The organism is Streptomyces sp. NPDC001714 (assembly GCF_042892755.1).
Taxonomy (GTDB): Bacteria; Actinomycetota; Actinomycetes; order Streptomycetales; family Streptomycetaceae; genus Streptomyces.
Genome location: NZ_JBIAUL010000012.1, coordinates 292,973 through 307,381, shown reverse-complemented (window position 1 = coordinate 307,381; position 14,409 = coordinate 292,973). Strand labels below are relative to the sequence as shown.

11 protein-coding genes are annotated in these 14,409 nt (G+C 70.4%); 6 read left to right on the top strand and 5 right to left on the bottom strand.

Translation table 11 applies throughout. The annotated features are described in order from the left end of the window. Window positions 1-38 precede the first annotated feature (38 nt). Window positions 39-1,340, top strand: coding sequence for a hypothetical protein (locus ACFY0P_RS30160; protein ID WP_388919897.1), 1,302 nt, complete (start codon window positions 39-41; stop codon window positions 1,338-1,340). Continuing rightward, window positions 1,337-2,371 carry an N-acetylglucosamine kinase gene (locus tag ACFY0P_RS30155; RefSeq protein ID WP_388919894.1) on the top strand — a complete coding sequence of 345 codons (1,035 nt, stop codon included), beginning with the start codon at window positions 1,337-1,339 and terminating at the stop codon, window positions 2,369-2,371. The genes ACFY0P_RS30160 and ACFY0P_RS30155 overlap by 4 nt, the downstream gene beginning before the upstream one ends. Window positions 2,372-2,401: 30 nt before the next feature. Here the strand turns inward: ACFY0P_RS30155 and ACFY0P_RS30150 are convergent, their stop codons facing one another. Then, the gene (locus tag ACFY0P_RS30150; RefSeq protein WP_388919890.1) at window positions 2,402-3,148 is read right to left on the bottom strand and encodes a GntR family transcriptional regulator; all 747 of its coding nucleotides are present in this window, start codon (window positions 3,146-3,148) and stop codon (window positions 2,402-2,404) included. A gap of 134 nt (window positions 3,149-3,282) precedes the next feature. On the opposite strand from ACFY0P_RS30150, the gene ACFY0P_RS30145 reads away from it, so the two are divergent. The 4 genes from ACFY0P_RS30145 to ACFY0P_RS30130 all read left to right on the top strand — a co-directional run bounded on the left by ACFY0P_RS30145 (window position 3,283) and on the right by ACFY0P_RS30130 (window position 8,996). Further along, complete coding sequence (locus tag ACFY0P_RS30145) at window positions 3,283-4,656, top strand: ABC transporter substrate-binding protein (RefSeq protein ID WP_388919887.1); 1,374 nt, start codon at window positions 3,283-3,285, stop codon at window positions 4,654-4,656. A gap of 2 nt (window positions 4,657-4,658) precedes the next feature. Further along, window positions 4,659-5,627, top strand: coding sequence for a carbohydrate ABC transporter permease (locus ACFY0P_RS30140; protein WP_388919884.1), 969 nt, complete (start codon window positions 4,659-4,661; stop codon window positions 5,625-5,627). Next, window positions 5,624-6,436: a carbohydrate ABC transporter permease gene (locus tag ACFY0P_RS30135; protein ID WP_388919881.1), complete on the top strand. Its 813-nt coding sequence runs from the start codon at window positions 5,624-5,626 to the stop codon at window positions 6,434-6,436. The genes ACFY0P_RS30140 and ACFY0P_RS30135 overlap by 4 nt, the downstream gene beginning before the upstream one ends. 97 nt (window positions 6,437-6,533) lie before the next feature. Continuing rightward, window positions 6,534-8,996, top strand: coding sequence for a glycoside hydrolase family 3 protein (locus ACFY0P_RS30130; protein ID WP_388919861.1), 2,463 nt, complete (start codon window positions 6,534-6,536; stop codon window positions 8,994-8,996). A gap of 436 nt (window positions 8,997-9,432) precedes the next feature. Here the strand turns inward: ACFY0P_RS30130 and ACFY0P_RS30125 are convergent, their stop codons facing one another. The 4 genes from ACFY0P_RS30125 to ACFY0P_RS30110 form a co-directional block, all read right to left on the bottom strand. Next, window positions 9,433-10,221 (bottom strand): flavin monoamine oxidase family protein, encoded by a 789-nt coding sequence (locus ACFY0P_RS30125; protein WP_388920021.1) that lies wholly within the window; start codon window positions 10,219-10,221, stop codon window positions 9,433-9,435. After that, window positions 10,128-10,766 (bottom strand): flavin monoamine oxidase family protein, encoded by a 639-nt coding sequence (locus ACFY0P_RS30120; protein ID WP_388919858.1) that lies wholly within the window; start codon window positions 10,764-10,766, stop codon window positions 10,128-10,130. The genes ACFY0P_RS30125 and ACFY0P_RS30120 overlap by 94 nt, the downstream gene beginning before the upstream one ends. 92 nt (window positions 10,767-10,858) lie before the next feature. After that, window positions 10,859-13,813: an aminotransferase gene (locus tag ACFY0P_RS30115; protein WP_388919855.1), complete on the bottom strand. Its 2,955-nt coding sequence runs from the start codon at window positions 13,811-13,813 to the stop codon at window positions 10,859-10,861. A gap of 66 nt (window positions 13,814-13,879) precedes the next feature. Next, window positions 13,880-14,320 (bottom strand): Lrp/AsnC family transcriptional regulator, encoded by a 441-nt coding sequence (locus ACFY0P_RS30110; protein WP_388919852.1) that lies wholly within the window; start codon window positions 14,318-14,320, stop codon window positions 13,880-13,882. Window positions 14,321-14,409 lie beyond the last annotated feature (89 nt).

Sequence of the window (14,409 nt, the reverse complement as noted above, 5' to 3'; positions counted from 1 at the left end):
CAAACCGAAGTGCTTCACCCACAGATCCTGGAGGATCGATGGCACGCGTAAAGATCGCCTACCTCGGCGGTGGCTCCTCCCGTGCGGCGGGGACGATGGCCTCGTTCATGCACCACGGCAAGGAGTTCGACGGCTCCGAGTTCGTCCTGATCGACCTGGAACAGGACCGGCTCGACGTGGTCCAGAAGCTCACCCGGAAGATGGCCCGCAACCAGGGTCTCGACATCACCATCACCACGTCGACGAACCAGCGTGAGGCCCTGCGCGATGTCGACGCCGTGCTCAGCAGCTTCCGTCCGGGCGGCTTCGAGGCCCGCGCGCTGGACGAGAGGATCCCGCTCAAGTACGGCGTCATCGGCCAGGAGACGCAGGGGCCGGGCGGCATGATGATGGCGCTGCGCTCGATCCAGATCATCAAGAGCCTCTGTGCCGATCTCGCCGACGTCGCCCCCGGTGCGCGGATCTTCAACTACACCAACCCGGTCAACATCGTCTCCCAGGCGGTGTCCGACTACACCGACATCCCGATCGTCTCCTTCTGCGAGGGCCCGATCGTCTTCCCGCCGGTGGTGGCCAAGGCCGCCGGGCTCGACCCCGAGAAGCTCAAGGCCAACCTGGTCGGCATCAACCACAACTGCTGGTCCAACGAGGTCACCTACGACGGGCAGGACGCGTTCCCGATCCTGCGCGAGCGGTACGAGGCGCTGAAGGACAAGCCGACCGACGACATCAACGGTCTGCGGGCGCTGCACCTGGCGGTGGCCGTGGAGTCCATCCCCTCGGACTACTTCAACTACTACTACTTCCGTGACGAGATCCTGCGCGAGCGGCAGCTGGCGGAGAAGACCCGCTCGGAGATCATCATGGACGCGCTGCCCGGCTACTGGCAGCACTACCGTGAGCAGGCGGACTCGGATGCCCCGCAGCTGCGGCAGGAGTGCTCCCGCGGTGGCATCCACGAGCTGGAGCTGGCCATCGACGCGATCAGCGCGTACTACAACGACGCTCCGATCCGGCAGCCCTTCAACATCACCAACACCGAGGGCTGGCTACCGGGCTTCGAGGAGTCCACCGTCGTCGAGCTGTGGGGCACTGTGGACGGCAAGGGCTTCCACCCCGAGAAGCAGAAGCCGCTGCCGCACTCCGTGCTCGGCATCACCCAGCAGCTGGCCGAGTACCAGATCCTCACCGCCAGGGCCGGTTGGGAGGGCGGCGTGGCGGACGCGGTCCGCGCCATGACGGCCAACCCGCTGGTGCCGTCGCTGCCGGTGGCAGAGGCGTTGTACGCCGAGATGGCCCACGCCCAGCGTGCCTGGCTGCCGGAGCGTCTGCTGCCGTGACCAGGGCGCAGACGGCACTCTTCCTGGGCGTGGATGCGGGCAACAGCAAGACCGCCGCCCTGGTGTCCACCGCCTCCGGCGAGGTGGTGGGCGCCGGGCGTTCGGGCTGCGGCGACATCTACGGCGCCCCGGACCCCGAATCCGCCGTGGCCGAGGTGCTGGCAGCCGTGCGTACGGCGCTGGACCGGGCCGGGGCGGACCTCGCGGACGTCGCCGGCGCGGCCTTCCGGCTGGCCGGCGTCGACTGGCCCGAGGACCGGGACTACTGGGACAAGGCCCTGACCCGGCACGGTCCGGGCGCGTTGGCCGTGCGAAGCATCCTCAACGACGGCTATGCCGCGATCCGGTGCGGTGCCCCCTCGGGTGTCGGAATCTCGGTGACCGGGGGCACGGCGGCGGCGATCGCCGCGCGCGGGCCCGGCGGCGAGCTGTGGGACATGGGCTGGTGGGGCCAGCACGCCATGGGCGCCGTCGGGCTGGCCAACGAGGCCTTCCGGGCGGTCTTCCTCGCGGAGCTGGACCTGGGCCCGGCGACCGCCCTGACCGAGGCGCTGCTCACGCACTACGGCAGGTCCTCGGCGGCGGACCTCAACCACTGGCTGACGCGACGCCACGGCCGTGCCTCCGGGCCGGAGCGGAACAGCTGCGCCCGGGTGGTCACGGCGGTGGCGGGAGCCGGTGATCCGGTGGCCTTGGACATCGTCCGTGCCCAGGGCGGCCACTTCGCACGGTACGCCGGCGTGGCTGCACGGCGGACCGGACTCGCGCAGGCAGGCCGGCCGGTGAACATCGTGCTGTCCGGCTCGGTGCTGATGGCCCCGGACTCCCCGGTCGCCGCGGCGCTGCGAGCGGAGCTGCCCGCGCACGTGCCCGGTGCGGTGCTGCATCAAAGTGTGCTCCCGCCGGTGGCGGGAGCACTGCTGGACGCGCTGGGCGAGGGAGGCGTTCGACTGGACGAACCGGAGGCGGCAGCCGCCGTGGTGGACCATGTCACCAGGACCATGCCGTCCCAGGACTTCCTCGCGACCTGAGGGGCCGGCGGGGCCGTGCCCCCGGCGGCCTCAGCCCGAGGCGATCGGGCGGAACAGGTCGGCCTGGAAGCGGTAGGCGTCGCTGCGGTAGACCATCTGGCCGGCCAGCACCGGGGAGCCGTCGTCGGTGTACGTCAGCTCCTCGCCGATCAGCACCGGGTCCCCGGGCTGGATATCCAGCAGTTCGGCGGTGGCCGGGTCGGCCGCCGCCGCCCGGACCGTGTAGGAGCTGCGGGCGATGCGCAGCCCGCAGGTCTGCTCCAGGGTCTCGTAGAGCGAGCGGTCGGTGAGATCGGTCTCCGCCAGCCGGGAGGCGAGGGAGAGCACCACCACGCTGGTGTCCACGCAGACCGGAACTCCGTCCAGGCTGCGCAGTCGGCGCAGGTCGAGAACCCGGGAGGCGGGGGCGACGGCCAGTTGCTCGGCCTCTTCGAAGGTGGCGGACCGGGCGCGTTGGTGAAGTACCTTGGACTGCGGTCGCAGTCCGCGGGCGTGTGCCATCTCCGTGAAGCTCTGCAGCGTGCTCGGTGGTTCACCGACGACACTGCGCCGTACGAACCAGCCGCGCTGCGAGGAGCGCTCCAGCTTGTTCTCCTCGGCCAGCCGGCTCAGGGCCAGGCGCAGAGTGGAACGGCTCACCCCGAGGGCCACGGCGAGATCCCGCTCGCCGGGCAGCCGGCTCTCCGCCGGGTACACCCCGCGGCGCAGTGCGTCACCGAGCCGACGGTAGGTCTGGTCGACGGCGGCCCCCGCCCTGGTCTCTTCCACGCTCGTCATACTCCCAGGCTACCAAAACTGGTCTGCCAAGTGGAATCAACAAACCAGCTTCGCGAATCTGGACTAAGTGGTATGCCGCGACTTAGGCTGCATCCACCCGGGCTCTCGGGCACTCATCGAGGACAGGAGACACCGTGGTCTCGCGTAGGAGGACCCGACGGATCACCGGCGGGGTCGTCACCGCCGTGGCGGTAGGGCTGCTCGCCGGCTGCGTGCCGGGTACCAGCGGAGTGGACTCGGCCAACAGCGCCGGCGAGGGTGCGGTCGCCACGGACCCGGCCACCATGGGCAAGGTCACGCTGAAGGTGCTCGACACCTTCTCCGGCGGCACGGACAACGCCTGGATGACCGATGTGGTCGGGGCCTTCGAGAAGAAGTACCCCAACATCACCATCAAGCGGACGCCGATGTCCTGGGGGGACGCCATGGCGGCCCTGCCGCTCAAGCTGAAGTCGGACAACGCTCCGGACATCGTGCCGCCCAACAACGGCTGGCAGTCCATGGGAACCCTGGTCCGCGGCGGGCTGCTGCTCAACCTGGACCGCTACGCCAAGGCCTACGGATGGACGAAGTCCGTACCGCAGTCGATCCTGAGCGAGCACGAGTTCAGCACCGACGCAAAGCAGATGGGCACCGGTTCGGTGTTCGGCATGCCGGTCGCCCGGGCCTCCCTGCTGGAGGTCTACTACAACCGCTCGCTACTGAAGCAGATCGGAGCAGAGGTACCGGCCACCCTGGCCGAGTTCCAGGACGATCTGAGCAAGGCCAAGGCGGCCGGCATCACGCCCATCGCCGTCGGCAACTCCGATCAGAACGGAGTCACCCAGACGCTCTACTCACTGATGAACTCTCTGGGCGAGCAGGGCAGGATCTCCGACTTCGTCTACTCCCACAACGACGTCGGCATCACCGAGACCGGCTTCCCCAAGGCGGTGTCCACGTTCAAGCAGTGGTCCGACAAGGGCTACATGACCAAGGACTACGCCGGGGTCGCCTCCGCGGACGCCACCCAGTCCTTCGTCAACGGCAAGGGGCTCTTCCACTTCGACTACTCCGGCTCCCTGCCCCTCAAGACCGGTCAGTCCAAGAACTTCGGCTCGTTCGTCCTGCCACGCGCGGACGGTGGCGAGGCGGTGGCCACGGCCTCCTCCGCGGCCAACTTCTCCATCTCCTCGAAGACCGAGCACCCCGACGCGGCCGCCGCCTTCGTGGACTTCGCCGCCGGTGAGCAGGCGGCCGAACTGGCCGTGCAGAACGGGACGATGCCGCTGCTGCACGACGTGAAGGCCCCCGGCGGGGACCCCTTGCTCGCGGACGACGTGGCCATCGCCCAGAGCATCTCGCGGAACGGCACCTCCGTGCCCTACCTGGACTGGGCCACACCGACCCTCTACACCACCATCAACACCTCCATGCAGAGCATGCTGGCCGGCCGGACCCCCCAGGAGGCGGTGGTCACCGCGGCCGAGCGGGACGCCACCGCCTATGCGAAGACCCTGGGGCGCTAGGCATGGCCGCACTGAAGGAACGATCCCCCTCGGAAGCCGCCGTCGCCGGCACCGCCGGGCGTGGCTCCCGCGACGCACGGGGCACCCGGCGCTTCTCCTCCGTCCGACGCCGCCGGCGTCTGCTGGGGCTCGTCTACCTGTCTCCCGCGCTGCTGGTCTACGCGTTCGTCGTGCTGCTGCCCGCCGGCCAGGGGCTCCAGCTGTCCTTCTACCACTGGGACGGGGTCAGCTCCGCCACCTGGGCGGGGTTCGCCAACTACACGGGATTCCTGAGCGACGCCACGCTGCGCCAGGCCGTCACCCACACCCTCTTCTTCATCGTGTTCTTCTCCGTCCTGCCGATCCTCCTGGGGATGGTGAGCGCCGCGCTGACCGCCCGCAGGGACATCCGCGGAGCCGGCTTCTACCGTTCGGTCATCTTCCTGCCCCAGGTGCTCACCCCGGCCGTGAGCGCCGTGGTGTGGAAGCAGATCTACGCACCGGACGGTCCCCTCAACTCCGTCCTCACGGCATTCGGCCTGGGCGGCCTGACCCGCGGATGGCTGGGTGACTTCACCTGGGCGCTGCCCGCTCTCGGCCTGGCCGGCACCTGGGCGGCCTACGGACTGTGCATGGTGCTGTTCGTCGCCGGGACCCAGAACATCCCCGGTGAGCTCTACGACGCCGCGCGCATGGACGGGGCCGGGCCGGTACGGGAGTTCTTCACCGTCACCCTGCCGGGTCTGCGCGGGCAGCTCGCGGTGGTGCTCACGCTCACGCTGCTGGGTGCCATCCGGGTCTTCGACATCGTGTGGCTCACCACCAAGGGAGGCCCGGGGACGGCCACCATCACGCCCACCATCGTCCTCTACCAGCGCGCCTTCACCAATCCCGATGTCGGGGCCGCCTGCGCCATCGGTGTCGTCCTGGCCCTGGTCTCACTGACCGTGTCGCTCGTCGTCGTCAAGCTGTCGGAAGGGGAGGACGGATGATCTCCAGGCCAGAGAAGATCTTCAACTATGCCTTCCTCACCCTGCTCGCCGTCGGCGTCCTCTTCCCGGTGCTCTGGGTCCTCGGTATCGCGGTGAGCCCGGACATCGCGGGGACACTCGACCTCGGTCACCTGCAGTGGTCCAACTTCGCCGAGGCCTGGCGGCAGGCCGGCTTCAGCGAGTACCTCAAGTCGAGCCTGATCATCACCGGCTCGGTCGTGTCGGCCTCGACGGTGCTGGCGATCCTCAGCGGCTACGCCTTCGGAGTGCTGGGCGTGGTGGGGGAGAGGGTCCTCTTCCCTCTGCTGCTGGTCGGGATCATGATCCCGATGGAGGCCATCATCGTCCCCCTCTACTACGACCTGCAGTCAGAGGGCCTGACCGACACCTATCAGGGCGTCATCCTGGCCCACGTGGGCCTGGGCGTGAGCTTCGGCGCCTTCTGGATGCGCGCGGCGTTCCGCGCGGTACCGCCCAGCATCGGCGAGTCGGCGCAGATGGACGGCGCGGGCAGTTGGACGATGCTGTGGCGCGTCTACCTGCCGATCGCCCGGCCCGCGGTGCTCACGTTCGTGCTCCTCAGCTTCATGTGGACCTGGAACGACTACTTCCTCTCCCTGATCCTTGTCTCCGACCCCTCCCACCAGCCCATGACGCTGGGCCTTGGTGCCTTCTCCGGCCGCTACCTCGTCCACGTCAACCTGCTCGCGGCGGCAGCGGTGCTCATCAGCGTTCCCGTGGTGGTCCTCTATCTCTTCTTCCAGAGGCAGTTCATCCGCGGCATGCTCTCCGGCGCAGTCAAGGGCTGAGCCGCGCAGATCCGCCCCCGCCCGAACCACCCGACCGCCGGCCACGCGCCCTCACCCCCACGCCGACATCCACCGCTCTCTACGAAATGACTACGCAATGAACACGGCCGAAGACTTTTCCGGAGGAGAAGCCGCTGTGACACAGGCACTCAGTGCCGCGGAAGCGGCTGTCGAGACGGCCCTCGCCCGACTCGATCTGGACACGAAGACCCGGCTCCTGGCGGGGCAGGACCGGTGGTCCCTGCCGCCCGTTCCCGAGATCGGCCTCGAGTCCCTGGTCATGTCCGACGGGCCGATCGGTGTGCGGGGGGTGCGCTGGAGCGCGGACAGTCACTCGATCGCGCTGCCCTCGCCGACCGCCCTGGCGGCCACCTGGGACCCGGCACTGGCCCACCGTGCCGGTGTGCTGCTCGCCCAGGAGGCCCGCCGCAAGGGGATCCACGTCCTCCTCGCGCCCACGGTCAACCTGCACCGGTCACCGCTCGGCGGGCGGCACTTCGAATGCTACAGCGAGGACCCGTATCTCACCGGGGTGATCGGCTCCGGCTACGTGAACGGTGTGCAGTCCGGCGGCGTCGCCACCACCGTCAAGCACTTCGTCGCCAACGACGCCGAGACCGACCGGTTCACCGTCGACAACCTCGTCTCCGCCCGTGCCCTGCGCGAGCTGTACCTGGCCCCCTTCGAGGCGATCGTCGAGAACGCGCACCCGTGGGGCATCATGACCGCCTACAACTCGGTCAACGGGACGACGATGAGTGAGCACCACTACCTGGTCAACGAGGTCCTGCGCGGCGAATGGGGCTTCGACGGCTTCAACGTCTCCGACTGGACGGCGGCCCGGTCGACCGTCGACGCCGTCAACGGCGGCCTCGACGTGGCGATGCCCGGACCGCGGACCGTCTACGGCGCGGCCCTCGCCCAGGCGGTCAAGGACGGAGAAGTCGCCGAGGCCACCGTCGACGGGGCAGTACGGAACGTCCTGCGGCTGGCCGCCCGGGTCGGGGCCCTGGGCGGCGCCGAGCCGGCCGTCACCGACCTGCCCGAGACCGTCGACGGCGCCGCACTGGCCCGGGAGATCGCCCGGCGCTCCTTCGTCCTCGTCAAGAACGACCACGACGCCCTTCCTCTGCAGCCGGGCGGCACGGTGGCCCTGATCGGCGCCGCCGCCCGCGACGCCCGCGTCCTCGGCGGGGGCTCCGCCACGGTCTTCCCGGACCGGGTCGTCTCCCCTCTCGACGGCCTCACCGAAGCACTCCCCGAGAACACCCTCAGCTACGCGGTCGGAGCAGACCCGAACACCGAACTGACCACCGCAGACAGGGGTTTCACCCTCCGTGCCGTCTGTGGCGGCGCCGACGGCGCGGTTCTCGCCGGCACCGCCGTTCCCAACGGCCAGATCCACTGGTCGTTCGCGGACCTTCCCGACGGCGTCACGTTCGGCACCCTGCACACGGTCGAACTGACCGGAACGTTCACGCCACGCCACACCGGCCTGCACACCCTCGGCATCAAGGGCAAGGGCGCCTTCAAGCTCACCGTGGACGGAGTCACCCACTTCGACGGTGTCCAGGCACCCGACCAGGACGACCCTTTCGAGGGCTTCTTCAGCTCTCCCACCCCCCGCGCCCGACTGGAGCTCGTCGCCGGACAGCCCGTCGAGGTCAGCCTCTCGCACGTCGTCGCGCTCCAGGACTGGACGCGGGAGGACATCACGATCAGCCTCGCCCACCAGGATCCGCAACGCGACCCGGACGAGCTGATCGCCGAGGCGGTCGAAGCGGCCCGCGCGGCCGACACGGCGGTCGTCGTGGTCGCCACCACCGACCGGGTCGAGTCGGAGGGCTTCGACCGCACCGACCTGAACCTGCCGGGCCACCAGGACGAACTGGTGCGGGCCATCGCGGCCGCCAACCCCAACACCGTCGTGGTCGTCAACTCCGGCTCCCCGGTGGAACTGCCCTGGAGGAACGAGGTCGCCGCCGTCCTGCTCAGCTGGTTCCCGGGTCAGGAGGGCGGCGCCGCCCTCGCCGACGTCCTCACCGGAGCCCACGAGCCCGGCGGACGGCTCCCCACCACCTGGGGCGCCCTCGCCGACGCCCCGGTCACCCGAGTCGTCCCGGAGAACGGGGAACTTCCTTACGAGGAAGGCGTGTTCATAGGCTACCGCGCGTGGGACAGAGCCGGCCGGGTGCCCTCGTACCCCTTCGGCCACGGTCTTGGTTACACCGACTGGACCTACAAGTCCGTGGAGGTGCACCGCAACGTCGCCAGGGTGCGCGTGCACAACAGCGGCGACCGGCCGGGCCGGGAGGTGGTACAGGTCTACCTCTCCCCGGCGGAGCGTGAGGCCGGCCGCCCGGTGCGCTGGCTCGCGGGCTTCGCCACCGTGGACGCCGGACCGGGGGAGACCGTCGAAGCCGTCGTCGAGATGCCTCGCCGTGCCTTCGAGATCTGGGACGAGGCATCCAGCTCATGGGTCTTCGTGAAGGGCTTGTACAACGTCCAGGTCGGCCGCTCGATCATCGACCGCAGGATCACCGTCCCGGTCCACGTCTGAGACCGCCCGCTACTCCCGCGGGCCCCGGTCCGGACCCCTGACACCCGGACCGGGGCCCGCGGGCCCGGAAGAGACCGTCACACGAGGACTGTCGGGCGAGGGGTTCCGGCCCTTGGAGCACATCTCAGTCGGCAGGTTGTACGCCTCCCTCGGGACGGCGTCGCCGAAGCGCAAGTGCCCCGGTAGCCGCTCTGTTCAGCCCGCCCCTCCACGACGGCACCCATGTCACCGCCGACGCGGAAGGCCGGTCCGTGGCTCTGCGTCCCGGCGAGCCGGGAACCGCCTGGATCCTGCTGGGTGCGGACCTCCAGAGCCGCCGCCGAGCGCTCGTCACCCGGGACGGCGCCCGCAGCCCCGTCCCGTCGACCGTGGCGGCGACGCGCGCGGGGGTGCGCTGCCGCCCGGAACCGGGGGAAGGACAGCCGGCCCGGCTGCGTCACGTCGAAGGAGATACGCCTCTGGTGAGTTCGGCCAGGGAGACCGGTGAGCCGAGGACGCGTTCGGCCGCGCGATGCCCCGAGTACAGCGCGCCGTGCACGGTGGCCGGTTCATGTCCGCACGTAGCCTCTCCAGCGAAGTGGAGAACGCCGTCGACGGGGCCCGCCATCGCGTCGTGGTCGGCGTGCGAGGAGCCGACGGCCACGTAGGAGTACGAGCCGAGGGCGAGAGGGTCGGCGCCCCAGCGGGTGATCCAGTGCGCCACCGGGTCGGGGACGGAGCCACCGTAGATCCTGCGCAGGGAGCCGAGCGCCGACGAGACCACGTCTTCGTCGGACATCCTCTCGATCTGCCGGCCCCAGTCGCCGCCGGCGAAGGTCAGCAGCATCGGTTCGCCGCTCACCACGGAGACGTCGTACCAGGAATGCCAGGGGACGCCGGCCCGGCCGTGCTGCCGGATCGCGTAGACGTCGCTCTGCCAGAACCGCTCCGGGAACTGGAGGAAGACCTTGTTGAACACGCCCATGCCGAGTCGGGTGATCGGTTCCGCGACGGCGTCGGGCAGGGCGGGCGTGAACTCGATCGTCCCTGCTTTGAGTACGCCCAACGGTACCGTGACGACCACCTGGGCGGCGTCGAACGACTCGTTCTCCGCGTCGACCCGTACTCCGGTGGCCGACCTGGTGACGGCGGTCACGGCCGTTCCCAGACGCACGTCGAGGCCTTCCGCGAGAGCGCGGGGAAGAACCTCGTAGCCACTTGGGAAGATGACTTCGTCACCGTCGATGGTGTCCTCGTCGAGGGCGTGAGCGGCGACCTGTTCGGCCTCCGCACCACACTGTTCCTCCGTGCGATGCCGATAGAACACACGGAGGCGTTCGACGCGTTCGGGTTTCCATCCGGTTGCGGCGAGGGTGCGCTCGGCCGCAGCGGCGTAACTCTCGGCGGGTCGTGCAGCGCGATGGTCTGTTGGAAGAGCGCGTCCGCCGTGTCGACGTCGCCGGTCCATCGCCGTGTCGCGTCTTCGTCCAGCAGGCGCTGCGATTCGTCGTAGTCGGCGATCGGCCGTCCGCCGGCCTGGAAGCTTCCCACCGTGAACTCGTGCGTCTCCATCCCGAGCGGGCTGACGAGTTCCGTGAGGGGGTTGCCGGTGAGGCCGTGGATCCACGAGGCGCCGCGGTCGACGGAGAACCCCGCCGTACGGTCCGTCCACAGTCGCCCGCCGACGCGGTCCCGCGCTTCGAGCACGACCACCCGTTGTCCCGCGGTGTGCACCAGCCGCGCCGCGGTGAGGCCGGCCATTCCCGCCCCGACGACGATGGTGTCCATCATCTTCACTCTTCTCCAAGGAGCTTGACATCGGATCTGCCCGGTGACCGGCGGAGACGGGCACCGCACCGGAACTCGGCCCGTCGCTGGGCGAGTCAGCCGCCGTGGCCGAGTTGGGTCAGGGCCAGGTCGAGCATGTCCGCGAAGAAGTCCGCGGCCGTGGTGTCGATGCACAGCGGGGGTTTGATCTTCAGGATGTTGAGGTGGTCGCCGGTGGGCTGGACGATGACGCCGAGTTCGAGCATGCGGTCGCAGAGCTCGGCGGTCTCCTCGGTGGCGGGCTCCAGTGTGGTCCGGTCGCGGACGAGTTCGAGGCCGAGGTAGAGGCCCGCGCCGTGGACCGTGCCGATGAGCGGGTGGCGGTTCGCCAGGGACTGGAGCCGGTTCTTCAGATGGCCGCCGACTCGGACCGCGTTGCCCTGGAGGTCTTCGTCGCGCAGGGTGTCCAGGACGGTGAGACCGACGACGCTGGAGACCGGGCTGCCTCCGGTGGAGGAGAAGAAGTAGCCCTGCTCGCGGTACTGGTCGGCGACCGACCGGGAGGTGATGACGGCGCCGAGCGGGTGCCCGTTGCCCATGGCCTTGGCCACACACACGATGTCGGGGACGACCCCCTGCTGCTCGAAGCCCCAGAACCAGTGGCCGAGTCGGCCGTAGCCGACCTGAACCTCGTCGGCGACCGCCAGGCCGCCGTGCCGGCGGACCGCCGCGTACACCTCGGCGAGGTAGCCGTCGGGCAGGGCGACCCCACCCGCGTTGCCGTAGAAGGTCTCGCTGACGAACGCCCCGGCGGGGCGCCCGGCGGCGGCCAGTCCGTCGATCACCGCCGCGGCCTCCGGCGCGTAGCGCGCCGCGTCCGTCCCCCGGTGGCGGCCGCGGTAGGAGTTGGGCGAGTCGACGGTGTGCACCCAACCTGGGCGGGTGGCAAGGGCGTTCGGGTTGTCCTGGAGGGAGGTGGAGACCGCGTCGGAGGCGTAGGTCCAGCCGTGGTAGGCCTCGCGCACGGCGACCACGTCGGGCCGGCCGGCGGCGCCGATGGCCAGCCGCAGGCCCAGGTCGACCGCCTCGGAGCCGGAGTTGACCAGGAACACCGTGTCCAGCGGCTCGGGCAACAGGGCCGCGAGGCGTTCGGTGAACTCCACCACCGAGGCGTAGTGGAACCGCGAGTTGGTGTTCAGCCTCCGCAACTGCGCGGCCACCGCCTGTTCGACGCGGGGGTGGGCGTGGCCCAGCGGGGTGACGTTGTTGACGATGTCGAGGTAGGAGCGGCCGTCGGTCGACAACAGGTAGTGGCGCCAGCCCCGTTCGATCCGGGGCGGGGCGGCGTAGTAGTGCTCCTGCACCGTCGCGAACACGGCGTCGCGCCGCTCCAGCAGGTCGGTGCGCTCCGCGCGGTCGGTGGCGGGCAGGCCCAGCAGCGGGGCGGGGTCGGCGGTGAGCGGCAGCCAGCCGGCGGCGTACTCGGGACGCACCAGGGGCGGGACGGCCAGGCTGCCGGACGCGCGCAGTGCGAAGCGGGCGCGGCTCCCGGCGGGGAGATGGACGAGGTCGTCGCCCGCCCGGACCCTCGCACCGGCCGCGACTGCGGGAGCGGCGGTGGGGGAGGACACCGTCAGCACGAATGCGCCGTGGGTGACCTCCACACCCCCTGCCTCGGCGGTCAGGACCTGTCCGGCACCGGGGGCCTGGAGCACCGCCGCCCGGCCGAGTCGCAGATCGATGCCGGTGGGAACCGTCGCAGCAGAGCGCGCGGACAGGGCCGGGGCCAGGCTCAACCGCGCCTGGCCGTACCGGGTGACCGTCGCGGCCGCGCCGTTCGCGAGCGCGGCCGCCGCGTGCGCCTCCTCTGCATCGGAGTCGAGCCATGCCCCGCCGTCCATGGAGTCGGCGCCGGTGGACAGGTCGAGTACGGCGATGCCGTCGGCGGTGATGCCACGCAGCAGGGAGAGCTCCGGCACGTCGGCCGCGACAGGGATGCCGGCGAGGCCGATCGCGTCCGTGACGAGCCGGGTCATCACCGGCAGCGGCAGGCGGACGGCCTGTTCGAAGATGCGCCATTCGCGGTCGAGCGCGGCCGTGGCGTAGGCGTTGTCCGCGTCGACGGCGGCCTGCTGCCGTCCGCTCACGACGAGGCCGGCGGCGCGCAGCACCACGAGTGGCCAGAGTGCCTCTGCCTCCGCGGCCGACAACGGTCGCACCGCGTGGAAGGCCCGGACGGCGGGCAGCACGTGGTGCGGTTCGACGCCGTCGTGGTGGAGCATGGAGGAAAGTGACACGGCGAGCTCGCTGATTGCCCAACTCGTCGTCAGGTCACCGAAGTCGATGACCCCGTCGGGCACCGGCGGGCGGCTGCCGGGACGGCGGATCAGGTTGTCGTCGGTGAGGTCCAGGTGCACCGCCTGCTGGGGCAGCGCGGCGGCGACCTCCTGGACCCGGGCCCAGGCCTCGGTGGCGGCGTCCTGGACGGCAGCCCGCCGCTCGGGCTCGTCGACGTGTCCGGCGAGCCTCGCGACGACGCGGTCGGCGTACCGCAGGTCCCACTGGAGCACGCGATCGAGTCCCGGGTGCCGGAAGTCGCGCAGGGCGGTGCTCACCTTGGCGGCGATCGCGCCCATCGCCGCCACCGTGCCGGGGGACAAGTGCCGCGGTCCGGACAGCGCGTCGCCGGGCAGGTGCCGCAGCAGCCGGGCGACGGCCGGCCCTTTGTCGGTGTCCACCGTCGTGCGGCGGGGGGTGCCGTCGGGGCGGCGCAGGACGGTGGCGACACGCAGGTCGGGGTATGCCGATGCGATCAGGTCCGCAGCGGTGTCCTGGGCTTCGACCTCCACGGGACCGAAGACAGGGTTTGCGATCTTCAGCACCGCCAGGACCGTCCCGTTCCCGTCCCGCAGCGAGAAGTTGGCGTCCTGCTGGCTCCCCAGCGGTTCTGCGTGCGCATCGGCGCCGAGGTCCTGAGCGGCTATCAGCTCGGCCTCCGCCGGTGTGGTCCCAGGCGCGGGGAGCGCGTCCAGGGCGAAGAAGTCGATCGTGCGGTGCTCGGTGGGCTGCAATGCGGAGTCCTCGGCGTGGTGCGCGGTGCGCGGGCGGCAGGGGCGGATCGGGAAGGGTGCGGCGCCTCAGTCGACGTGCCACAGGAAGCGGTGGGTGTGGATCGCGAAGTAGGGGAAGTTCTCCACTGCCGTGACGCCCTCGACGGCCCGCACCACGTCGTTGACGAAGGCCAGCAGGTCGAGGGGACCCGCGCAGACGACCTCCACGAACAGGTCGAAGCTTCCGGCGGTCAGGACCACGTACACGACCTCGTCGTGGCGCGAGAGCGCATCGGCCGCCGTCCGGGGGTCGCCGTCGACGCGCAGGCCCAGCAGGGCCATCGTCTGGTGCCCCATGGTCATCGGATCGGTCACCCCCACCACCTGCACCGCCTTGGTGTCGATCAGGCGCTGCAGCCGGAGCCGCGCGGCGGACGGCGACAGACCCACCTTCGGTCCCAGGTCGGCGTAGGGGATCCGGCCGTCCACCTGCAACTCCCGCAGGATGGCACGGTCGATCTCGTCCATGAAGCACCTCTTCGCTGCCGGAACAGTGGTTCTGAATCGCTGTTTCGAGCACCATGCCGGTTTTTGGCGCGCGAATCAAGTGACCGAGC

Coding starts and splice junctions, on each gene's coding strand:
- ACFY0P_RS30140 (WP_388919884.1), top strand. CDS start 4,659: ATGGCCGCACTGAAGGAACGATCCCCCTCGGAAGCCGCCGTCGCCGGC.
- ACFY0P_RS30130 (WP_388919861.1), top strand. CDS start 6,534: ATGAACACGGCCGAAGACTTTTCCGGAGGAGAAGCCGCTGTGACACAG.
- ACFY0P_RS30120 (WP_388919858.1), bottom strand. CDS start 10,766: ATGATGGACACCATCGTCGTCGGGGCGGGAATGGCCGGCCTCACCGCG.
- ACFY0P_RS30160 (WP_388919897.1), top strand. CDS start 39: ATGGCACGCGTAAAGATCGCCTACCTCGGCGGTGGCTCCTCCCGTGCG.
- ACFY0P_RS30135 (WP_388919881.1), top strand. CDS start 5,624: ATGATCTCCAGGCCAGAGAAGATCTTCAACTATGCCTTCCTCACCCTG.
- ACFY0P_RS30150 (WP_388919890.1), bottom strand. CDS start 3,148: ATGACGAGCGTGGAAGAGACCAGGGCGGGGGCCGCCGTCGACCAGACC.
- ACFY0P_RS30110 (WP_388919852.1), bottom strand. CDS start 14,320: ATGGACGAGATCGACCGTGCCATCCTGCGGGAGTTGCAGGTGGACGGC.